The 23585-nt window shown below is 47.0% G+C and carries 17 protein-coding genes; 11 read left to right on the top strand and 6 right to left on the bottom strand.

What is annotated here, in order from left to right:
- Window positions 1-134 precede the first annotated feature (134 nt).
- Window positions 135-1823 carry a methyl-accepting chemotaxis protein gene (locus tag A8709_RS12325; protein ID WP_065852704.1) on the top strand — a complete coding sequence of 563 codons (1689 nt, stop codon included), beginning with the start codon at window positions 135-137 and terminating at the stop codon, window positions 1821-1823.
- A gap of 192 nt (window positions 1824-2015) precedes the next feature.
- Here the strand turns inward: A8709_RS12325 and A8709_RS12320 are convergent, their stop codons facing one another.
- Complete coding sequence (locus A8709_RS12320) at window positions 2016-2912, bottom strand: AraC family transcriptional regulator (protein ID WP_065852703.1); 897 nt, start codon at window positions 2910-2912, stop codon at window positions 2016-2018.
- Between the two features lie 105 nt (window positions 2913-3017).
- Here A8709_RS12320 and A8709_RS12315 point away from each other — a divergent pair, with 105 nt between their 5' ends.
- Window positions 3018-3842, top strand: coding sequence for a phytanoyl-CoA dioxygenase family protein (locus A8709_RS12315; RefSeq protein WP_065852702.1), 825 nt, complete (start codon window positions 3018-3020; stop codon window positions 3840-3842).
- A gap of 157 nt (window positions 3843-3999) precedes the next feature.
- Window positions 4000-4248, top strand: a complete 249-nt coding sequence (locus A8709_RS12310; protein WP_244163178.1) for a hypothetical protein — start codon at window positions 4000-4002, stop codon at window positions 4246-4248.
- An 82-nt stretch (window positions 4249-4330) separates the two neighbouring features.
- Here the strand turns inward: A8709_RS12310 and A8709_RS33670 are convergent, their stop codons facing one another.
- On the bottom strand, window positions 4331-4441 hold the full coding sequence (locus A8709_RS33670; RefSeq protein ID WP_084224876.1) for a YjcZ family sporulation protein: 111 nt from the start codon (window positions 4439-4441) through the stop codon (window positions 4331-4333).
- Between the two features lie 191 nt (window positions 4442-4632).
- On the opposite strand from A8709_RS33670, the gene A8709_RS12305 reads away from it, so the two are divergent.
- From A8709_RS12305 to A8709_RS12285, 5 genes are all read left to right on the top strand, one after another.
- On the top strand, window positions 4633-5853 hold the full coding sequence (locus A8709_RS12305; protein ID WP_065852700.1) for an oxalate decarboxylase family bicupin: 1221 nt from the start codon (window positions 4633-4635) through the stop codon (window positions 5851-5853).
- Between the two features lie 206 nt (window positions 5854-6059).
- Window positions 6060-6836 carry a DeoR/GlpR family DNA-binding transcription regulator gene (locus A8709_RS12300; protein ID WP_065852699.1) on the top strand — a complete coding sequence of 259 codons (777 nt, stop codon included), beginning with the start codon at window positions 6060-6062 and terminating at the stop codon, window positions 6834-6836.
- A gap of 75 nt (window positions 6837-6911) precedes the next feature.
- The gene (locus A8709_RS12295; protein WP_065852698.1) at window positions 6912-8663 is read left to right on the top strand and encodes a class I mannose-6-phosphate isomerase; all 1752 of its coding nucleotides are present in this window, start codon (window positions 6912-6914) and stop codon (window positions 8661-8663) included.
- A 9-nt stretch (window positions 8664-8672) separates the two neighbouring features.
- Entirely contained in the window at window positions 8673-9617 is a 945-nt protein-coding gene (locus A8709_RS12290; protein WP_065852697.1) for an ROK family protein, read from the top strand.
- A 351-nt stretch (window positions 9618-9968) separates the two neighbouring features.
- The gene (locus A8709_RS12285; RefSeq protein WP_065852696.1) at window positions 9969-13136 is read left to right on the top strand and encodes a discoidin domain-containing protein; all 3168 of its coding nucleotides are present in this window, start codon (window positions 9969-9971) and stop codon (window positions 13134-13136) included.
- Between the two features lie 101 nt (window positions 13137-13237).
- On the opposite strand, the gene A8709_RS12280 is transcribed toward A8709_RS12285, so the two are convergent.
- The 3 genes from A8709_RS12280 to A8709_RS12270 all read right to left on the bottom strand — a co-directional run bounded on the left by A8709_RS12280 (window position 13238) and on the right by A8709_RS12270 (window position 16417).
- Window positions 13238-14098, bottom strand: coding sequence for a carbohydrate ABC transporter permease (locus tag A8709_RS12280; RefSeq protein WP_065852695.1), 861 nt, complete (start codon window positions 14096-14098; stop codon window positions 13238-13240).
- On the bottom strand, window positions 14095-14973 hold the full coding sequence (locus A8709_RS12275) for a carbohydrate ABC transporter permease (protein WP_065852694.1): 879 nt from the start codon (window positions 14971-14973) through the stop codon (window positions 14095-14097). The genes A8709_RS12280 and A8709_RS12275 overlap by 4 nt, the downstream gene beginning before the upstream one ends.
- Before the next feature lie 103 nt (window positions 14974-15076).
- Window positions 15077-16417 (bottom strand): ABC transporter substrate-binding protein, encoded by a 1341-nt coding sequence (locus A8709_RS12270; RefSeq protein ID WP_065852693.1) that lies wholly within the window; start codon window positions 16415-16417, stop codon window positions 15077-15079.
- 207 nt (window positions 16418-16624) lie between these two features.
- Here A8709_RS12270 and A8709_RS12265 point away from each other — a divergent pair, with 207 nt between their 5' ends.
- The gene (locus tag A8709_RS12265) at window positions 16625-18448 is read left to right on the top strand and encodes a sensor histidine kinase (RefSeq protein WP_065852692.1); all 1824 of its coding nucleotides are present in this window, start codon (window positions 16625-16627) and stop codon (window positions 18446-18448) included.
- Window positions 18445-20040 (top strand): response regulator, encoded by a 1596-nt coding sequence (locus A8709_RS12260; protein ID WP_065852691.1) that lies wholly within the window; start codon window positions 18445-18447, stop codon window positions 20038-20040. Before A8709_RS12265 ends, A8709_RS12260 begins: the two co-directional genes overlap by 4 nt.
- Window positions 20041-20118: 78 nt before the next feature.
- On the opposite strand, the gene A8709_RS12255 is transcribed toward A8709_RS12260, so the two are convergent.
- Entirely contained in the window at window positions 20119-22191 is a 2073-nt protein-coding gene (locus tag A8709_RS12255; protein WP_244163170.1) for a DUF5054 domain-containing protein, read from the bottom strand.
- 413 nt (window positions 22192-22604) lie between these two features.
- On the opposite strand from A8709_RS12255, the gene A8709_RS12250 reads away from it, so the two are divergent.
- Window positions 22605-23522 carry an AEC family transporter gene (locus tag A8709_RS12250; protein ID WP_065852689.1) on the top strand — a complete coding sequence of 306 codons (918 nt, stop codon included), beginning with the start codon at window positions 22605-22607 and terminating at the stop codon, window positions 23520-23522.
- The last annotated feature ends 63 nt before the right edge of the window (window positions 23523-23585 follow it).

Here is a 23585-nt window from a genome sequence, read left to right as displayed (position 1 = left end):
ATTATTCATGTCTTCTTCCAGTCTTATACTTTATTCATACAGAATACCTGTTAAGGATTTTCATTGCATATTGAGAGATTTTCTACCATAATAGTTTTGTTGTATATATACGTCAAAATGGATTGGGGAGAGACATGAACACCATCAAGAGCTTAAGAATCAAAATATTGCTCGGATTTTCAGTTGTTATATTGTTAATGGTTGTTATGGCGGTTTTTAGTTATTCCAAGGTCTCCTCATTTAATCGAAGTGTAAGCGTAATCATGTCCCACGATGTCACGCTGCTTTTAGCCGATGAGAAGCTTAGTGGGAATATCCAAAAGCGGATTGCTTTGATCCGGGGATATGTTCTTTTTGGCGATCCAGATTATAAGAAACGTTTCATTGAAACTACCGAGGAAAGCAAAAAATTCCAGGAAAAGCTGTTGGCTACGAGCACCTCCCAAGAGGCCCACGACCTGGTGAATAAAAGTATCAAATGGCGCGAGCTCGTTGAAGGAACGCTATTTCCTGCCTACGATAGCGGCAACAAGGAGCTTGCCTTAAAGATTCTGCAGAATGAAGTCACCGTCACAGGGCGTGAAATTGATGAAGGTTTTAATAAATTGGCATTTTCAAGGGAAAGTGAGATCCAAGTATCCGGGGAGCATCTGTTGCAAAATGGAAATCAGCTCGTGCTCAGTATCGTCATCCTATCAGCTGTGGCAATTATCGTTGGGGGATTCCTAGCTCTTTTCATTGCTCAGCAAATCGTAGGGCCGATCAAGCATATAGCTGGCAGAATGGCGGCAGTTGCCGAAGGCGATTTGACCGGGAAGCCACTTACTGTAAAAACCAATGATGAGATCGGACGGTTGCTCCATGCGGTCAACAATATGACCGAAAATCTTCGTCACATCATTCAGCAAGTTCGTGGAACGTCCGAGCAAGTAGCAGCTTCGGCTGAGGAGCTTCTTGCTAGTTCCGAGCAGACGTGCTCCGCTTCAGAGCAAATCGCTGCCACCATGCAAGAAATTGCTATCCACACGGAGAGAGAAGTACAAAGCGCTGATGAAACCAAGTTGACGGTGACAGAGATGGCTTCCCATGTAAAGCAGATTGCATCGAATGCACAAGGCACCTCTAGTACAGCGACAACGACCGCAGTCAAAGCTGCAGACGGCGAACAAGCAATTGCTACGGCCAGCCGGCAAATGCAGGCGATTGATCAAAATGTCCGTGAATTAGGTGATGTCGTTAAAGGGCTGAGTCATCGCTCACTCCAAATTGAGGACATCGTGAAGGAAATTGCCGGCATTTCCTCGCAGACTAACCTTTTAGCGCTGAATGCGGCAATTGAAGCAGCTAAAGCTGGCGAGCAAGGAAGAGGCTTTGCAGTTGTCGCGACAGAGGTTCGCAAATTGGCGGAGCAAAGTGCCCTGTCCGCAATGCAAATTACCGATTTGATAAACTTGATTCAGACTGAGACCGCTCAAGCTGTCCAAGCGATGGAGAATACTTGTCTTGAGGTCACACAAGGACTTCAGGTTGTCGCCACTGCCGGTCAATCCTTTCAGCAGATTGAAAGTTCGATCCAAGATGCCAAGATGCAAATCGAAGGCGTTTCTGCTGCAGTACTACACATTGCCGCCGGCGCGGAGCAAATGGTAGAGGCAATGCTGGTCAGCGCCCATGCTACAGGCACCATTGCAGCCTCTGCGCAGGAAGCTTCCGCCTCAACCGAAGAGCAGCTTGCCGCAATGGAGGATATCACTTCTTCCGCTACGCAACTGACCGCCATGGCTGAGCAGATGCAAGGTTTGATCAGTAGGTTTCAAGTCTAGACAAGGGAGAAACGCCTATTTGTACGATCGTACGTAAAGAATACGATACGTATCGATTGAACAAATGGGGCGCTATAGCTCAATAAACAGCTGAAGAAGGCTACCGATAGCAATGGATCGGTAGCCTTCTCCGCTAAAGGGCAGCTTAGTTTATTTACGAACTGCTTTTTTGGTGTGTTTATTAAACTGAAATCACTTTCGCCATTGCGAGGGTGTCAGCCCCATATACTTTTTGAATACGGTGGCAAAATGCTGGCTGGTCTTATAACCTAGATCCATGGCAACTGTGGTGACGGTGACGTCTTTCTGAAGAAGTATCTGACAGGCAAGTTCAATCCGTAGACGATCTATGTAATTAGCAGGTGATTGTCCATTCATAAGATGGAACAATCGGTAGAAATGGGATTCACTTACGCTGACTTGGTCAGCGAGGTCTTTATTCGTCCATCTCTTTTCTGGTGCTGCTCGAATGGCTTCGGTTAGTGTCATCATGGCCTTCTGGAAATCAAATGAGATTGGACGGTTAGAGGACGGGCTTAACATTTGCAGAATAATATCGAGTACGTAATGACGAACTCGGCAGGCGGCGAGTGGCTCGTGATGTTCAATGGTGCCTCGTAGTTTGGTGAAAGTTTCACGAACACGACTATCGATGGATAAGATCCTTGGTAGTTGCTGTAAGTGATGATGAATTTCCATACGATCTTCATCCTGTAAATTGAGCCAGCCGGCATGCTCGGAAGGATCCGATATAATCATCCACCAAATTCTGCAGGGCTCGATGAAATTAAGACGAGCACGATGCCATTCACCAGGCTGGGTATGGAAGATTTGTCCGGTGTGGGAAGTGAACAATTGATCATCAACCTCCCAAGTGACCTTCCCACTGTCCACGAATACAAATTCGTAGGAGCGTTCATGGAGATGGGTGATGAGCGGAGAGGCTTCCTGAAAGTGGTCGTAGCCCAGCATAATGAATTCAGGTAGATGAGATAGCTGAGCTGACGCTGGAAATTCATACACCCAACGTGCGGATTCTGTCTTTATTTTTACCATATTCACGGTCCTTTGCGTTTCTAATGGTCTCATATGTTTCTAATCCTATTTGATAGGTTTTGGGAAGTCAATGCTCATCTTGTGGTCTACAATATAGGGAGTAAGCCACTATGATCAAGAAAAGATGAGGTGTCCATCATGGGAGTTATTTCTTATAACATTACGGCAACGGATAAAGAGAAGTTTGATCAAGACGGTTACTGGATCAGCCCGAAATTACTGGATGACGAGACGATCGAGCGTCTTCGCGGCGCGCATGAGCGCATATGGAAGAAAGATTATGATGGAGCTGGCATGCCTCTGCATGCGTTCAAACTTTCGGAGAATCCACATGCGCTGCGGAAATTCGATAATGGATGGTGGATTAACGATGAAGTTCGTAGTGTCGTCACGGATCCAAATTTAGGAGAAATGGCTGCGAAGCTACTGAACGAAGACAAGATTCGCCTATGGCATGATCAAGTGATTTACAAGCCGGGTACTTCAGGGCAAGAAACAACAGCTGGGAATGTAGGCTGGCATCAAGATTACGGTTATTGGCGAGCAAGCAGCACGACGAATATGGTAACCGTCTGGATTGCTCTGCAGGACACCGATCTGACTAATGGCGGCATGATGACGATCTTGGGTTCACATAAGTGGGGGGCTGTCGAGGGAAGTGATACTTTCTTCGAACAGGATATGACGAAGCTGAAGCAGCGTTTTGCAACGCGGGATTGGATTGAGGAGCCTTGTATCTTAAAAGCGGGACAAGCGAGCTTCCACCATGCGCTAACCTTCCATGGGTCGTCAACGAATTTCACAGATCAGCCTCGGTTATCGATTGTTGCTCATCTAATGCCTGGAGATACCTCTTACAAAGAGGGGAGAGCACGGCATGATAATGTTCGATTGCTCGGGCCACGTCCGCAATTTGGACAGAAGTTCGATAATGAGTTTTTCCCATTACTGTATTCCAAATAAGCATTTATGTAGGTAGATGACTGTTTTTACGTCTGGGTGGACATGTATCCAATCGCTGTTACCTAAATAAGAGTACATTGTAAAGCAATGTATCTCTGGTGGCAGAAGGAGGTGAATGCTCGTGACATCCCAAATTCAGAAAAATGACGTTCGTAAAATGGTCGGTAAACAAATTATGGCACTGAAAAAAGATGGAACAATCGTATCAGGCAAATTGGTCAGAATCAGTGGGAACAAATTAATTGTAGCTCCTCAATCAGATAAGAAAGTACAGGTTAAAGCGATTATCCCATTAGTATTGTTTGATCTCTTAGCAATCGGCACGGAACCTTTTGCATTCGGTGGTTTTGGAGGCTTTCCGTTTGGCGGCGGATTCGGCTTCGGTGGTCCAGGATTCTGGTGGTAAAATAAGAGGACTGCAGCGAAAAAAACGGCGCGAATTTTATTTCGCGGCCGTTTTTCTTGTTTCTTTGTGTTAAATGAAGGAACTATATTACAAAAGCGGATGTGATGATAACCAAAAGAATAAAAAGAACTAAGATTGCTGCTGCGTTGTTACCGTAACCTGCACAACTTCCACCATAACCTACTGCTCCCATGTTTACTCATTCCCCTCAAGTGATTAGTCATTACTGAATAAAGTATGTTTGTTACTTAGTGATGGATTGGGCGTATGAATCGAATTGAGTGCTTCAGGAGGAGCGAGTCGTTACAATAAAAGTGGACATGTTTCCAATTCCGGGTTCAATTCATAACTTATAGTAGGCATTCACCCAGTGATGATTAAGGAATGAATAGAACGAGAGGTGTAAAACAATTGGAAATCGAAAAACGGAATGGCCATATACCACAACCGATAAGAATTGATGGTGCTGGTTGGTGGGACTTAGGTCCTCGGGACATCATGCGAGATCTTGAGAACCCTGATATGCTAGTTTCACCTGCGACCGATGCCGGATCGCTCCCTAACCTAAAATTCTCTTTCTCCGATACGAATATGCAGTTAAATCACGGTGGTTGGTCACGGGAAGTAACCGTTAGACAGCTTCCAATTGCGACCGAGGTTGCTGGAGTGAATATGGCTCTGACTCCTGGTGGTGTTCGCGAGATGCATTGGCATCAACAAGCGGAATGGGCGATCGTACTTGTGGGGAAAACGCGCATTACGTCTGTCGATCAAAATGGAAGAAACTTCATTGCTGACATAGGCGTGGGCGACCTTTGGTACTTCCCTCCGGGAATTCCACATTCTCTTCAAGGTCTTGAGGAAGGAACTGAGTTTTTGCTTGTTTTTCCTGATGGCAACTTCTCTGACCTTAATACATTAGCTATCACCGATTTCTTCGCTCATACACCAAAGGAAGTACTTTCGGCGAATTTTGGTGTTCCACAAAGCGCGTTTGACAACATCCCGAACCATCAGGTGTACATTTTTCAATCCGATGTTCCTGGTCCCATAGAAAGTCAACAGGTGGCAGACCCTCAAGGTACGATACCATTACCGTTCAAACATCGACTACTGGCACAAGAGCCGATTGTAACTCCAGGCGGGAGTATGGTGCGTATCGTAGATTCAACCAACTTTCCTATTTCCACTCAAATATCCGCAGCGTTACTTGAAATCAAACCAGGTGCCATGAGAGAAATGCACTGGCATCCAAACGCGGATGAATGGCAATATTACATCTCTGGTACTGCACGCATGACGGTTATGGCACCTAATGGTACGGCTCGTACTTTCGATTATCGTGCAGGGGATGTGGGGTATGTACCGCGTGCTTTCGGACACTACATTCAAAACACAGGTACTCAAAGCGTGTGGGCTTTGGAGATGTTTAAGAGTGACCGTTTTGAAGATGTTTCACTAAATCAGTGGATGGCGCTCACACCTAAGGAAATCGTAGAAAAGAACTTACATGTAGGACCAGAGTTCATGAATGCATTGAAAAAGGAAAAACAATTTATTGTGAAAAATCCGGGATTTACGTACTACCCAAGATCTGATAAGTAAAGACTTTTAAAAAAATGATGAGTTCTTCTTGACGTTCACTCACTTGGGTGAACGCTTTTGTGTTTGCTGGCTTTTTTTCACTTTAAAACGTAGTTTTTAGCAAAGTCTACACCATAATTATCGATAGTTAACATACCTTATTACCAGATACGTGAATATTTTTGATCATTTATGTTAAAATAAGTGAAAATGCAGGGGGTGCAATTATGTTACCGTTACAAAGGAAACAAGCGCTATTACATTACATATCGGAACATGGTGCTGCCACGATGAAAGAGCTGAGTGATCATTTTGGTGTATCGGAAATGACAATTCGTCGTGATTTGAACATGCTTGAGAAGGAAAAGCATGTTACGCGTTCACATGGGGGAGTTGTGTTTCGAGATGTTCTCGGCGGTGAAGAAGAACCGGATTTGGCTGCTAAGCAGGCCAGTAATCAGGATGTGAAGGATCGTTTGGCTGCGTATGCCAGTGAACGATTTGTGCGAGATGGGGACGTTCTAATTTTGGAAAACGGGACGACAGTTTCCCGGATGGCGGAGCTTCTAGAGGGCTACGACCAGTTGACGCTTCTTACTAACGGAATGGAAACGTTGAGCCGTTTTCGCCCGTTGGTATCAGAGCGAAATACGATTATTTGCTGTGGGGGCATATTAAGGGATGTATCCGGAACCTTTGTCGGACCTGTCGCAGAAGAGTTTTTTGAACGCTATCATGCGGATACCTTGTTTTTATCAGCCTTGGGGTATGTAGTCGAAGATGGGTTTACTGACCCGAATCTACTGGATACACAAGTAAAGAAAGCAATGATCCGTTCCGCAAAGAAGGTCGTGATGCTCCTCGATTCGTCTAAGATTGGAAGACGATTTTTTTCAACCGTAGCACATCTTGGCGATATTGATGTTTTCATCACAGATCAGGGGATAAGTGCTGAGGATAAGAAGTACATCGAAGATAGCGGCATAGAAGTGCATATTATTTAGAATAATCCGCTATGTTCGTTTGTGTTAATTTATGTTATATTATGATAAATTGATATAAAGGAGCAGTGGGATGACATGAAATCTTCCTATAACAAGGCACCAGCTACCACGATTCAAAAATGGGAGCATGAATCCTGGTCAGGCTATGAGGCTATCGGGGAAACGGTAACTGCGGCGATTGCGAAAAAGAGGATGAAAAAGGCGATCGTCGTTGTGGAATGTTACCCTGGCGTTAGGCAGGATGAAATTCTCGAAGGATTGACGGCTTCCTTAAGTCCGGTAATGATCATCAGAGCTGAAGAGGCGGCATTAGAGCCAGCCGAAGTGGATGCCAAAGTTGAGCGCTATTTGACGGATGACCGCGTGTTCGGTTATCTGGCACCTTTCCAAATAGATGAGTTTTATCACTCAGACAAAGTGGACGAATTCCGCACTCAACTAGCAGCGTTGAACGAAGGTATTATTGTGGTGATTGGGTTTGGAGCCACGCTTATTACAACAGGTGACGTACTTATCTACGCGGACTTAGCGCGCTGGGAAATTCAACTTCGCTACCGCGCGAAAGAGATTGGGAACTGGCGAGCCGTTCATAGAGAAGAGGATACGCTTCGACTCTACAAGCGCGGCTACTTCTTCGAATGGCGCATGGCGGACCGACTGAAGAGATCTTTGTTCGATCAGATGGATTACTATCTGGACACGAATGTAAGGAACGAACCCAAACTGTTATCCAAACAAGCCCTGTTCGCCGGCCTTTCCCAAACAGCAAGTCAACCATTTCGGCTAGTACCTTATTTTGATCCAGGTGTATGGGGCGGAACGTGGTTGGCGGCTAACATTGATTTACCTCCCCAAAATAATCCGTACGCATGGGGGTTCGACGGAGTGCCGGAAGAAAACAGTCTGTATTTCCAATACGGATCTTTGCGCGTAGAGGTACCTGCCATCAATCTAGTCTTTTTCGAATCGATTAAGCTTTTGGGTGAACGGGTCTATGCACGATTTGGTGCGGAGTTCCCTATTCGGTTCGACTTCCTCGATACGATTGGCGGACAAAACCTGAGTTTGCAGGTTCATCCGACGACTGATTATATCCGTGAGCAGTTCGGCATGCCGTATACACAAGACGAAAGCTATTATATTCTGGATGCCGCACCGGGGGCGGAAGTGTATTTAGGCCTGAAAGATGACGTTGATCCCACTGCTATGATATCCGATTTGCGTAATGCACAGACGGGGGACAGAACTTTCCCAGCCAAAGATTACGTGAATGTATATCCTGCAGCCAAACACGATCATTTTCTCATTCCAGCTGGGACGGTGCATTGCTCTGGATCGGGCTGTATGGTTCTAGAGATTAGCGCTACACCGTATATTTTCACATTTAAACTATGGGACTGGGATCGGTTAGGTCTGGACGGACGTCCTAGACCCGTTCATGTGGAACATGGTGCTAACGTGATTCAGTGGAACCGGAAGACCGAATGGACGACATCAGAATGTGTAGGACGCATTGAAAAGGTAGCGGAAGGCGAAGGATGGATGGAAGAGCGGACAGGGCTTCATGAGCTTGAGTTCATAGAGACACGCCGACATTGGTTCTCAGTTCCGGTCATGCATGAGTCGAATGGCAGTGTTCATATGCTGAATCTCATTGAAGGTGATGAGGCAACCGTTGAAAGTGTCGATGGCTCATTCGAACCCTTCGTTATCCGATATGCGGAAACGTTCATTGTTCCGGCTTCCGTCGTCTCGTACGTGATAAAGCCTAGTGGAAGCAGCATTGGCAAAACCATAGGTACGATTAAAGCTTATGTCAGAGCTTAGGGGGCCATAATGAATCCTATCACTATTCTCGCCTTCGATGTCGGAGGAACGCAAATCAAGGCCGCAGCTGTAAGCGAAGGAATGATTATAGGTCCGACCGTTGCACATTACGAATCTCGAGCTGAATTAAGTGCGGAAGGAATGGTTCATCACTTCGTAAGCGTTGTCCAGGATGTGATCTCCAAATTAGACCGAGATCATCCGCTGATTAATGGGCTCGGTATGGCGTTCCCTGGACCTTTTGATTACAAGAACGGAATAAGTCTTATTCAGGGTTTAGGTAAGTTTGATGCGTTATACGGGCTCCCTGTCGGAAAGCTGCTAGAGGAAGCACTTCGTGCAAATCCTCTCGTGAAGGAAAGACTTGCCCCCGGGTTCCGAATCATTTTCGAAAATGATGCTGCCTTGTTCGGCCTTGGCGAAGCTCTCCACGGGGAGGGTCAGACATCTGGTCGGGTTGTATGCCTTACGATCGGAACGGGGCTTGGCTCGTGTTTTCTCGAACAGGGTTGCTTAGTGCAACAAAGGGCAGACGTTCCAGCAAACGGTTGGTTGTATGAGGTGCCCTATCGGGAAGGTATCGCGGATGACTACATCTCCAAGAGAGGTGTCATTCAATTAGCCTTGGAATTAGAGATGGATGTGAGCGGCCGTGATGTACGTGATTTGGCGAATGCCGCTATCGCTGGAGAAAAGAACGAGAGACAGCTATTTGAGCTGTTTGGTCGGCGTATGGCTCTTATTCTGTTTCCTGCATTAACAGAATTTACTCCTAACAAGATCGTACTAGGCGGGCAAATCTCTAAGAGCGGTGCATTATTTGCACCTGCGTTTCAGAAGGAATTGGCTTCGCAGGGTCTCAGGACACAAGTTGTCATAAGTCAAAATACACTGACAAGCACGTTCAAAGGCATCTATGATTACGTTAGGCGGTCAAATATAGGTCTGCAATAGAGGTTGGTTGGAATACAAGATCATTATCCCGAGAAAAGTCGCTTACGCAGCGGCTTTTATTTGTTTGGAATGATGTTCTTGTCAGTGTTCGTTGCATAAGAGTTGAGGGCTATTCATGGTTTCAATCTGGGCAAAAAACGGCACGTTTCTACCGTAATTATTCACTGAAATTGGGTGAGAAAGTAGGCTATGATGGAATTGTTTAGGCCATGTATTTGCCTTGATGAAGTTTCTCAATGCGTTCATGGGAAATGTTGAAAACGGTTACTTTTATCTTTTCTTTTAAGTGAAGTTAAAGATACAACACATATCTTTAATGATGGAATCCAAAAACCGAGAGGGTGTGTAATTTTGAAAAAGGCTAAAGGTTTAACGGTATTGATTTTGGCTACGATGATTTTTGCTTTATTTTTGCCAAGCGGCGCCTATGCCGCTGCAGGCGCGAACGTCTCCGTCGATTATGCGGTGAATACCGTGCAGGGCTCGCCTTACGTGTTCGGATTTAACAAGAATCCGCTGCAGTCGCAAGCGAGCGACATCTTCCCTAAGCTTCAGGACATCGGGATGACGAGAATTAGGAACACGGCTTATTTGGACAAATTGAATATGTGTTCCACGATTGCCGCATGGAACGCGAACACCGGCAACTGCACAGACCCGAATAACTGGGATTGGAGCTCGTTCTGGTGGGTCAGTCAGGCTAAAGCTAACAACATGAAAGTGAGTATGATCTTTGCCTATGCGCCAGCCTTTCTGACGTACAGCGGCGATATTTTCGGTATTCCGAAGGATTGGTCGATTTACGAGGATATCGTAAAGAAGATTTACACCAAGTATCAGGCCGATATCGATTGGGTTGAGATCTTGAATGAGCCGAACGCGTCCTGGTTTCTGAACTTGTCGGGGAGCGGGTATACCGATTCACAAACGGCAATCAAAGATTTTTACTACCATATCGCGAACGCGATTCGATCCGTCAACGCAACGGTGCCGATGGGGGGCCTGAGCTCCTATGGCATGGAGACGGCGAATTTGGCGGCTGTGCTGGACGACACCAGAATTCCGCATAGCTCGGTGAATTTCGGTTCCTTTCACGAATACTCTCGTACGGCGGGTAAAATCGATATCAACCCAATGAAGAGCACATTTACAACGAGAGGCTACGCGAGCACCGTTCCGATCATGGTGACGGAATTCAACACGGAGCCATCCTACTTGGAAGAGAGAGGCTTCAATTCGGGTTCATGGCTTGGCCTGCAAATGTCGCGCTTCATTAAACAAGGCTACTATGCGCTCGATTACTACTCGGCGTATCCGTCTTATTATCCGCTCAGCGGGGAGCCCTATTTCTCTCCGACCGACAAATCCAATTACGGCATGTACACATGGAATGATGCGACGAACACCAGTTCGTTACTGCCGATGGCGTACACCTATAAAATCCTTAGTAAAAAGCTGGGATTGGGTGCGGGTGCCTTTAATGTCAACAGCACGAGCGTTGCGGGAATCGATGATGCATTCGGCGCGACCAACGCAGGCGGCAGCAAGGTGGCCTTTTTAACGAATAATACAGCGCAATATAAGAACGTCAACGTGACGTTCAAAAATACAGGGTTAACTGGCTCCGCGCAAGTTAGCACCTATCTGGCGACGTTCCGCGATTTCACGAACACTGGTGAGTCGGTTTACCAAACGTCGAACAAAACGGTCGTATCCGGGCAAGTCACCGAGACGGTTACATTGGCGCCATTCTCCGTTGCAGGAATGATCGTGAAATCGGGTACGCCTGATCCGGTCGTAACGCCCTCGGCCATTAGCCAAGAGAATATGGTGAAAGACGCGACGCTCACGGCTTCTTCGCAATTCAGTAGCGATTATGCCGTAGATAAAGCTGGCGACGGGCTAAGGCAGCTCGTGTACGCGAGCGAATGGGCGTCGAACGGGGAGACCAATCCATGGATCAAGCTGACGTGGCCGACGGCCCAGAACATCAATAAAATCGTATTGAACGATAGAACCAGCAGCTCGGACAATGTTAATGGAGGAACGTTAACGTTTAGTGACGGCACTAGCCAACCCGTGACGGGAATTCCGACGGACGGCAGCGGCTTGACAGTAACCTTCGCAACCAAGAACGTAACGTGGGTGAAGTTCCAAGCGTCGGGTGGCTCGGGTACTAATAATGGTTTGCTCGAGTTTCAAGCCTATGAAAGTACAGGAACTTTAGGCGATATTGCAATCAAAGCGACGGTGTCCGTTTCGTCCGAATTCAGCGCAACCTACGGAGCGGTCAAAGCGAACGATAATCTCTACAATTACTATGAGAACAGCGAGTGGGCTTCGAACGGAGAAACGAATCCATGGATCAGAGCGGATTGGGTGAAACCGATCTCCTTGAACAAAATCGTACTGTACGATCGGTCCAATTTGACGGATAACGTGAACGGCGGTACGTTGACGTTCAGTGACGGATCTAGTGTAGCGGTCACAGGAATTCCAAAGGACGGTTCCCCTCTCGTCGTTACTTTCACGGCAAGATTGGCAACCTGGGTCAAGTTCCAAGCATCTGGTGGCAGCGGCTCTAACACGGGACTTGCGGAAATCGAAGCATACGGGGTGAATCCGACGACATTGCCTTTGCCGGAAAGCAACGCAGCCCCGGCTGCAGTGGTAACAGCATCGTCGCAATATAATGCGTCTTATTCGCCAGACTTGGCGGTCGACGGCATCGTGAAACAGAGTGATGTGGGTGAGTGGGCGTCGCTCGGCCAAACGAATCCATGGATTCAACTCAATTGGAACAGCTCCAAAACAATTAACAAAGTCGTGTTGTTCGATCGTCCGAACACGACAGACAACGCGAATAATGGCACGTTAACATTCAGCGACGGCTCGAGCGTTCCGGTGGCGGGTATTCCAACAAACGGTGCTCCATTGGAAGTGGTGTTCCCGAGTAAAAGCGTCACATGGATGAAATTTCAGGTGTCCGGAGGTTCAGGTCTGAACGTCGGGCTGTCCGAAATTCAGGCGACAAATTACGGCACGAACGTTGCGTTATCCGCTAACGGAGGGACGGCTACCGCTTCATCTACGCTATCGGCGAGTTATCCGGCGAGCTCCGTTATCAACGGCGACAGGAAAGGCTTGAACTGGACGAGTGGTGGAGGATGGAGTGATTCCACGTTCTATACGTTCCCTGACTGGCTGCAAATCGATTTCAGCGGAACCAAGACGATTAACGAGATCGACGTCTACACGCTGCAAAACAACTACAGCTCTCCAGCCGATCCGACGGATACGATGACGTTCTCGACGGGTGGCGCGACGGCGTACACTGTGCAATATTGGAATGGCTCGGCTTGGACGACCGTACCAGGAGGAAGCGTTACAGGCAACACCAATGTGGGCAGGAAGTTCATGTTTGCTCCGATCAGCACAACCAAAATCCGTGTAACCGTTAATGCGGCGGCCGATAATTATGCCAGCCGACTGGTCGAAGTGGAAGCTTGGAGTTGGTAGAATCGAAGGAGGCACCTCCTGAATAACATGATTTACACATAAAAAAAGAGGGACTGCTCGAAAGTCATCTTGCGATGACCTCGGGCAGTTCCTCTTTTACGTTATCCTTTGACGGCACCTACAGTAAGGCCCTTTAGCAAGTATTTCTGTGTAAACAAGTAAAACAAGAGAATAGGAATTGTCGAAACGACACAGATCGCAGAGACAGGGCCCCAGGAAGTAACGGAATAGCTTAACGTACCCACATAGCTTCGGAAGTTATAAATCTCAAGCATAAGCGTAGGTACTTTGCCGTTGCTTAGATAAATAAGCGGACCTTGGAAGTCGTTCCAATACCAGAAGATTTCCACGACGAACACAGTAGCCGTTGCAGGCATTAACAGCGGGAATACGATTCGGATGAACGTCGATAGCTTCCCGCAACCGTCGATTGCCGCCGCCTCCTCTAGCTGAATCGGGATGGACTTCGTAAAGCCGGCGTAGATCAATGAGGTATAGGCAACATTGCCTGATAAGTAGATCAGAATCAAGAAGGGGATCGTGTTCATCATGTGCAAGGAAGTTCCCATTTTATAGAAAACGACCATGTTAGTTTGGGCCGGAATGATCAGAGCGAACACGAAGATGAAATACATGCCTTTAAAAAATCGCTCTTTCGAACGGCTGACGACATATCCGGCCATGGAAGAAACGATGACCGCGATGATCAGTGTACATGAGCAGATGAGGACGGTATTCATCAACGCCTTAAAGAAGGTCGGCGAAGCAAAGACGATTCTATAGTTATCGAAACGGGTGAAATCCGGCAAGTAAAACGGGTCAAACACGTGATCTTCGTCTTTAAAGGTCGTCATGATGAGGACGAGAAACGGCGCAGTAAACAACAGCGCGATGAGGAACATAACTGCGGATCCGATTGTGCTGCCTTTGGTTGGTGCCTTCAAGCTTAATGTCTTACTCACATCTCTACCTCCCGGGAGCGGGTTAACCATAGCTGCAGGGCTGATACCGCGAAAATAATGAGCAATAGGAAAACGCCTGTGGTGGTTGCATAGCCGGAGGCATTATATTGAAAGGCCTGATTGTAGATCAGCATTGTCGGCGTTAAAGTGACGTCGGAAGGTCCGCCTTTTGTCATGATGAGGGGAAGATCGAATAGCTTTAACGTACCCGACAGGTTAAAAAACGTGACGATGGTAACAGCTGGCATTAGCAGCGGGAAGGTGATACGGCTAAAGCGGCTCCATTTGCCGACACCGTCGATGTCCGCAGCCTCGTATAGTTCCGCAGGAACGCTCTGCAACCCGGCGATGTAGAAGACAGCGGAGTTACCGACGCCTTGCCACAAAATAATGAATAAGAGAACCCAGGGCGTTTTGTCGAAATCCCCGAGCCAATCCGTTTGTAGACTGTCTAAGCCCACTAGGCTAATCAGTTTATTCATCAATCCATCGTAAGAGAGAATGATGACCCAGATATTCGAAATGACGATTAAGCTGATAATGGAAGGCAAATAAAACAAAGTTCGTAATAGGGAACGTCCTTTTATTTTCGAGTTAAGAATCAAAGCCAGCATCAAAGATAGCGGATTGATTAATAAGATGGTACCGAGCGTGAAAAATAAGATGTTTCGGAGTGAGTGAAGGAAGGTCATGTCCTTCAGTAGGTTCCTGTAATTGAGCAATCCGATAAAGTTAGGTTTCGAGATGCCGTTCCAATCCGTGAACGAATAATAGATACTGGAGAGAAAAGGATAGGCTACGAAGACCGCGATTATCAGGAGCACGGGTATCATGAACGAGACGCGTTGCAAGTAGTCTAAAGTGCTTCTTTTCATTCCGTCGGTCCACTCCTTGTGCGAGAATACGGTTATTGGATAAATCACGGAGTGCTGCAGACAACGTCCTTCGCAGCACTCCGCGTGAGGTTCGATTTTGCGACTAAGGAAGGTTAACTAGGCCTTTATCACGTTGATAAGCTTGGTCTACGGCGTCCAAATCAGCGGCTGTGTAGCTCTTGCCTGCTGCGATTTTCGTAATGACGGAGGACAAAGCATCTTGTGCTGAAGGCGGAAGCCATAGGGTCATTTGCATTTGAGAATCATATTTCGAAAGCGCACCTGCATAGTCTTTGCCACCGCTTGTGTTTTGTGGAATTGTGATATTCGGCAGTCCTGTAAACGCGCTGTTCTGAAGTAATCCAGGCAATGTGCTGCTGTCGATCAAAGCATTGATCATATCGATACCGCGTTGTTTGTTCGGATATTTGGCGTTCAAGGATAAGGATGCGTTCGTAGCTGTAGTTACGAAATCGTTGCCCTGTGGATCTGGAAGCGGGAAGAAGCCAAGATCGACTTTGTATTTATCAGCGACAACGCTGTTCATCCATGGACCGTTGAACATCATGGCAGCTTTTCCTTCGCCGACTTGTTGCACGGCCGTATCGTAGCCAGTGCTCAAGACGCTCTTGGATAAGTAGCCTTTTTGGACCATTTGCGTGAAACCATCGAACAATGCTTTGAATTCAGGTCCATTGACTTTGGTTTTGCTGTCGTACAAGTCTTTAGCTACGTTTTTATTTGCACCGTAGACGAAGGATGCAAGTGAGATCCATGTTCCGGAGATCGGCCATCCGTCTTTGAAGCCCGCCGTGACCGGGATGACGCCCGCGTTCTTGAGTTTTTCGCTATCATCGAGGAACTCTTGATAGTTCTTCGGAACCGTAAGACCGGCGTCAGAGAATACTTTTTTGTTATAGAAAATGCCCCACCCAGATACGTCGACAGGTGCTGCGTAAACTTTGCCTTGGAATTCGTTATCAGGCTTAGTGCTGGCCATGATCTTGGAAGCCCACGGCTGATCGGACAGATCAGTCAAGTAGCCGGCTTTGGCGAAAGGTACAAGTGCATTCTGATGGAAGAAGACGTCTGGAGCGCTGCCTGTCGCAAGCTGAGCTTTGAGCAATTCGTGGTATTTTTCTCCTTGGATCGGATTCCATTTGATCGTGGCGTTCGGATATTTTTTCTTATAGAGTGCTTCGACATTCTTCATGTATTGTTCAGCGTATGCGTTGGAAGAACCAAGAATCCAGTGCGCGACGCTGATTTGGAATGCTTCATCGTTCGGATTTGCGGATGCAGCGGGTGTAGCGTTAGTTGAAGCAGCTGTAGACTTGGGAGAAGCAGTTGTCGCGTTGGAGTTATCCTTGGTACTGCTGCCGCATGCTGCGAGCGTGAGTACGAGACTTGTTGCGATTCCGAGCTGGACGGACTTTCTTAACATAGTAATGATCCCCCTTGGTTGTATACGTTAGTTTAGCCAGTCGCGCGTTCTGACAATTTCATTATAGAGGGTAATTCATTCGTCCGAATAGTGAATACTTTTGAACAATAGTGATGTAAATTGCTCTCTTGGCCGAAAACATATACAGGTTTAAAGCGCTTTCGTTATAATGAGAATAGAAAACTAACGATAACCGGCGGGGGGAACATGATCAAAAAACTGCTATCGATCTACAAGAAAAAAGTGTTCTTCAAAATTTTCCTGCTCTTAATTCTAGCGACGTCCATCCCGGCGATCATCCTGACGACGATTTCCCAGAACAGTACGCGTAAGTTGTTCCAGTCCGATTTCATTACGTATAAGAAGACATTAAACGACCAAGTCTCCAAAAGCATTGATGAAAATTTACGCAGTATGCAGAAGCAGTCCGAGGCTCTCGTATATAACCTTACGGATATTCGCAAGTTACTATCCTATGACACCGCTACGATCGACGAAGGGTACTTCGATGCGGCTAATCGGGTGAACTACTTTTTCACCAGTATCTTGAGTAATAATGATCGATTTGACGGTGTCGGCTTAATGGCCCTGAACGGTACAATTACGACCTATGTGAATGCCGACGGGTTCACACCCAAAGAAGGCGCGAAGGTGACGCTTCCGAAGATACTGGATTCGCTTGATGTGAACGGTGAACCCGTTATTAACCAAATCGACCTCGATCAGACGATGAAGAGCTCGATTCTTTATCATAAGAACAATCACGTAATCGGAGTTATGCGGACACTTCTCGACATTAAGGAAAACAACAAGCCAATCGGCATATCACTCTTCACGCAGGAACTAACCAAATTCGGCGAAGTAGTCACGCACGGGAAGATCGATGATAAGGATACGGTCATTATTGAGGCAGAAGACAACTCCATTGTATTTAATAATGCTAAATTGCCTGATTCAATTTCACAGTTGCAGGAACTTGCCGAAGGGAAGCTCATGGATGGTGCGAAGCAGACTAGCTTTAGTTGGAATGGTCAGTACGTTATCTACAGCAATTCGTCAGATTTCAAGTTCAAAGTGTTTACACTGATCCCCGAACGGGTCATCGAACAGAAGATGCAAGTTGTGCAAAGGATCAATTTCGTGCTCATTGCTTTGTTGGTGCTGTCGACCGTCTTATTGTCTATCCTGCTGTCCAATTTCATCACATCACCTCTGATTCGATTGAAGAAGTCTTTCCTACGGTTTCAAAAAGGCGACTTTGATGTCAAAGCCGAGGTACGGGGGGAAGACGAATTTGCGGCAATTGTCCAAGGTTTTAACACAATGGCCACGAACGTCAACATTATGATTAAGGAAAAATACGAGATCGAGCTGTTCCGTAGGCAATCCGAAATCGAATCGCTGCAAAGCAAGATCAATCCTCATTTTCTTTATAATACGCTCTCGTCCATTAAAGCGGTCATTCAGAACGAGAACGCTGACATGGCTCGTGACATGGTGCAAGATTTGTCCGATCTGTTCCGCTATTCGCTGAACAAAGGCCGATTCATTGTGACACTGGATGAAGAATTGGATCACGTGAAGAAGTATTTGACGCTGCAGCAGCTTCGATTCGGGGACGCGTTCAACGTCACCTTCGATATCGACAGGGATCTGCTTGCCGAGCAAATTTTGCGGCTTACGATACAGCCGATCGTGGAAAATGCGATATTGCATGGACTAGAAGACAAAATCGGGGAGCGGCTGATCCGAATCTACGCACAGTCTTATGGGAACGAGCTATGGATTTACGTTGAGGATAATGGAAAAGGCATGGATAGCCAGCAAGTCGAGGACATGAACGCCATGCTCAGGGAGAATATGCAAACCTCGCTTCATAGCAAGGCAAGAGATCGAGTAGGCATTTATAACGTGAATTCGAGGATCAAATTGTATTATGGAAACGAGTACGGAATTACCGTCTTGAGCGAACTGGACGAAGGAACGGTCGTGAAAGTCGTGTTGCCATTGGACAGGGGGGCACAGCGATGAGAATACTGATCGCGGAAGACGAGAAGTTAACGAGAGAATCAATGGAACGTGAACTGCGGAGCTTTGGATATGAAATAATCGAGAAAGCCGCTGACGGCGTAGAAGCACTAGCCGCAATAGAATCCTTTAGACCAGATGTCGTCTTGGCTGACATTCGTATGCCGCGTATGGACGGTCTGCGCCTCTTGCAGGAAGCGAGGAAGGCGAGTACATCACCGATATTTGTCATTGTGAGCAGCTATGATTCGTTCGATTATGCCAAAACTGCTTTAGAAGAAGGGGTCTTCGCCTATCTGCTGAAGCCAGTTGGAAAGAGTGATCTGAGAAGCTGTCTGACTCGGGTCGAGAGCAGGATTCATAGAGAAGCTGAAGAGACCAACCGGTTGACAGCTGTGGATCATAAAGCAAAGAAGTATATGCAATTAGCTAAAAAACAGATGCTGCAGCAATGGTTCGAAGAGGAGAAGACAGACGAGTCCGAACTGAGAGCCCAATTCAAGGCGATGGATATTGTGCTGCCATACGACAGATTCGTGGTGCTGACCGTGAGTATCGATGAGTTCGAGAAGATCGCGATTGGCAAATCGGCAGCAGACTTGCAGCTGTACAAATACTGCATTGAAAATATGACGCTCGAAATGATCGCGGAGCTCGGAGTTGAAATTCTCTCATTTGAAGGTGAGCATGAGCAAGGGTTTCTGGTTAATATGCCATTCGATCCGCTGCTTGAGGAGAAAATGGCCCAAACCTTGGAGAAAATCATCGAAATGGTGAGCCAGTATTTGAAATTTACCGTCACGGTCGGCGTAGGGGAAGCGGTCGGCTCACTTACCCATATCCATAAATCGTACGGTCAAGCGAAACAAGCGGCTATGACGCGGATGAAGCAAGGCGGCAATCGCATGTATGTATATCGGAATATGGAATCGAAGATAACTGTAGCTGCCATCGTCATGGACTTCGAAACAGAACAAAAATTGTTATTCAGTATGGAGAAATGCGAGAAGGAAAATGCCAAGGACATTCTGAGTGGATTTTATCGGCAAGCGAACGATCAATCGGAGAATTTCATGAAGCTGAATTTCAACGTTGCCGTAACGCTGATGAAGCTGATGAATCGGCTCGGTATGAATCCAGAACCGTTCCTCGGCAGCGAGCTCAAGGTATATCGGAAGCTAAATGGATGCACGAACCTCGAACAGCTGCTGCTGACGTTGGATGGTATGCTCGACGTATGTTTTGAGGAAATTCGTAAGAACGATAAGATCTGGAACAACTCAGTGATGGCCAAAGCGATGGATTATATTATTCATCATTACAACGAGGACATCAGCCTTCAATCCATAGCGGATCATATCAGTATGAGTCCAGCCTACTTGAGCAAGCAATTTAAGAAAACGTATAATCAGAATTTTATCGAGTTTCTCATTCAATATCGGATCGATAAAGCACGAGAGTTGCTGAAGTCTGGCAATTATACGGCGAACGAAGTATCCTCACTCGTCGGGATCAAGGATGAGAAGCATTTCTTCAGAACCTTCAAGAAGATCACAGGGGTTACACCGGGGACGTACAAGAGAGGGAAAGGATAACTGTAAATGAGTATCTAAATGGACCAAGGCGCATGATTCCCAAAAAGGGGAGCACACGCCTTGGTCTATTTTGTTGCGTTAGTTCGAATCCAACACCAGCCTGAATCGGAAGCGTGAGTCTTCTTCGTACCACATCCGGAAGTTGGTTCCCCAGACATTGTTGTGGAGGTTAAAGTGAAACCCGCCGTTCATGTCAGCGAATGTATTGTCAAATTGGAGAAGACGAGGCTTCCCGATCGAGACAACGGGGGCGTCCAACGTTTCGATTGACGCTGTTCCTTCCGCTCCATAATACGTCAGCTTCGACTCGATCGCGTGCATGCTGCGGTTGCCGTCTTTGACGACTTCCAAAGGTGACAAGTGTGATCCGACTTTGTCCATTCGCCAGAGATTAGCATTATTCACAATCGGGGCGATCGAGAACCAGCTAGCTTCTGGCAAGCGATGTGCATCTTTGTTGAACCAAGCGAGAGAAATCTCGACGACTGCCTGGTCACGGTCAAAGCGATACGACAGCTCGAGCTCTCGCGGTGCTCCTTGGATGTCACAGGCTTCTGCAGGCATGCGAAGCCGAGCGACGACGAAGTCGGCGTCGTTGGCATGCTGCACGGTGATTGCTTCCACATGCGGAGCGAACGTCCGATTCGCTGGAGTTGGCTTCGCGAATTCAAATGCCGGTTTGCCGAAATCGCCAGTAACCCAATCAGCGTTCCGCTCCCAGTACGTGTGATATTGCTTGTACCAACGCTGATAGTCCGACAAACCGAACGTTTGGTAGGTATAGCCTCCAATACGGAAATGATCATCAGCCCATGTTCGGTTATGGCTGTCTTTCAGGGAGCATATCGACCCATCAGGTGCGAAGGTAACATCGAACTGGCCGAGACGGTACGAGCTGCCGATCGCGATTGGACTGTAGTCCGATAAAGAGGCGCGTACAGGGAGATGTGCTTGTAAGGCTATATGGGCTTCGCGACGTTTGTCCGCCGAGAGTGACGCCAATGCCGATTGGATGTACTGTCGTTGCTCCTCCCACGAACGTTCCACCTCACTATAGGAGAAGAAGCTTTTTCCCGTTTTCTCCTTATGCCCCGAAGACCAGCGGCTTGTATATTCGTACGTTAACGGAAACAGGTTGTCTCCGATCACGTCTCTCTCTCTCGCTGCCGCAAAATCGGACTTCGCGTAGTTTACAAAATCTGGCATAAACTTTTTGATTTCCATACCCCAAGTATGCTCGGGAACGAGGAGCAGGGCGAGACAATAGTTCTCATATTCATCGGAGCCCGGGACGAGCCGCCCTTCGGAAACCCATCTATCCCGCAAACGGAGCATTTCTCGGTATGCCGCGATTTTGCTGGGGTCGCTGGCTGCACCGTAAATCCACGAATCGCCAATTTCTTCCGTTACAACGGGTAGGGAATCTTTCCATGCCCACAATTTAGCGGCAAACGCGTCCATCGTTGATGCCTCGATGACAGCCCCAGGATATTGCTCTCCCAAACTGCAATACAAGGCGTGTATATCTTCCCTGGATGGCGGGCCGACGTTATCTAGCGTATGGGCAAAATAAAGAGCGTCATCGAAGCCGGGAATCTCCATCGCGCTACCGTAGGAATCGTGGTAATTGACGATAATTTCGGACCCGTCCTTGGCTCTCCAGACGAAGGCGGAAGGAACGTCCGGAGCCTTAGAAGCGGGGTTCGTTCCCAGATGCAAGTAACGAATGCCAGCTCCAGCGAGTAAAGGGACGATACCAATGGTATGTCCAGGTACGTCTGTCATTTTGGACGCGATGGTTGATTTCCCGTACGTTTCGTCGAGCCGCTTGCCGATGGATAGCCCGAATTCGAACAGCGGTTTGTCCATCAGCTCTGTATGCGTGGTGAACGGCAGCCCGTGCCAAACGATGTGCCCTTTGCGGATGGCTTCTTCCATCCTGGTGACATCAGTGGGAGCTGCATGGTCTAAATAATGGCGAATGAGCCACGAACCTGTCGTCCAGATGAAACGCTCGTGGCCGCTTTCTTCCGACATCCGTTGGGCTAATTCGATGGCTTTGGGGATAAACGATTGGCTATATTGGTCGATCACGTTTTGGGCAAGATCGGTGAAGCCGATGTCCAAATGCGTTTTGAATACGATATGCACAGTTTTAATCGAGGCGTTGATAATAATCCCTCCATCCTATTCAGTTCGATACCTCTGAATTATATAAAGCCAAGTCAGGATCGAACAGTGGACAGGATTTTGATTAAGTGATCATTTTTGCCTTCTTGTAAAGGTAAATGCTTAATTAATCATTCAATTGAGTAATACGTGTTACGAAGAAATCTTATTGTTTTTACCTATTAAGATTATATTCATTATATATTAGACCAATAAGTGATTTGAATATATGATGTATTCAACAAATAAAAGCTAAGATCCAAGGAGGAATTTAACATGTCCATTTGCAGCAAGGACCGTTTCAAGGTTTTGATTAGACCGATATAGATTCTGCTATTGAATCCCTGCTGTAAAGTTAGTTCGTTCAAATCGTTTAATTGAAAGAGGTCATTATCATGAGCAGTTATATATCTTTGTTTGGGACGGTAAGTGTACCGATTCTACTTGCATGCTTTCTTGGATTTCTGTATCAGACGTACAAGTCGCCTGATGCGAAGGTGCTGGCGGATTTGAGCTTGTTTGTGCTCTCGCCTTGTCTCATCTTGCGTGCTGTCTCGGGCAGCAATCTGAATAGCTCATCCTTTGCCCACATTGCCTTATTTACCGTGATACAGACGATTCTTTGCTGGGTAGCTTCCCTGGGTGTAGGGAAATTATTTCGCTTTAATACGCCTTCATTACGGGCCATGGAACTGACGACGATATTTGCCAATTCCAACAATTATGGGTTGCCTCTATTGCTTCTTGCCTTTGGAAATACGGGCTTCGCCATTGGCGTCACGAATGTGGTACTTCATATCGTACTCGTGAATACGCTTGGCATGTATATTGCTTCTCGCAGTTCTTTCAGTCCACGTCAAGCTGCTGCTAAAATGGTACGGAACCCGCTGATCTATGCAGCTGTTGTAGGCTTGATCCTGTATTTGTTCCAAATCCCGTTACCGAAAAGCTTAAATGCCGGCCTCGAACTGATTGGCGGGGCTTATGCGGCTATCGTTCTGCTCATGCTAGGTATGCAGCTTAAGAAAACAAACTGGCGTGCCAGCATGCGACGGGAACTGTGGATTTCGATCGTAATGCGAATTGTAGGTGTGCCTTTACTGTCTCTGGTGACCATTCATCTGCTCGGACTTCACGGTCTTGAAGCATCGGTATTGTTCGTACAGTCTTCTATGCCTTCCGCAATTAATTCTGTGGTGCTTATGGAGAAATACGGGGGAGACAAGGAACTAGTCTCAGTCAATGTAGCAATGACGACAGCTGCGAGCTTTCTTTATCTTCCTGTTCTTATTTATTGGTCAGGCGGATTCTGAGTGATAGCAGGAATGATTTAAAGTTATATGAGGAAAACGATAGATCAATAAAGACACTGAGGC

This window comes from Paenibacillus pectinilyticus, assembly GCF_001700435.1.
Classification (GTDB): domain Bacteria; phylum Bacillota; class Bacilli; order Paenibacillales; family NBRC-103111; genus Paenibacillus_E; species Paenibacillus_E pectinilyticus.
Note: the sequence above shows the minus strand (reverse complement) of the source record. Positions and strands in the feature narration are given on the sequence as shown.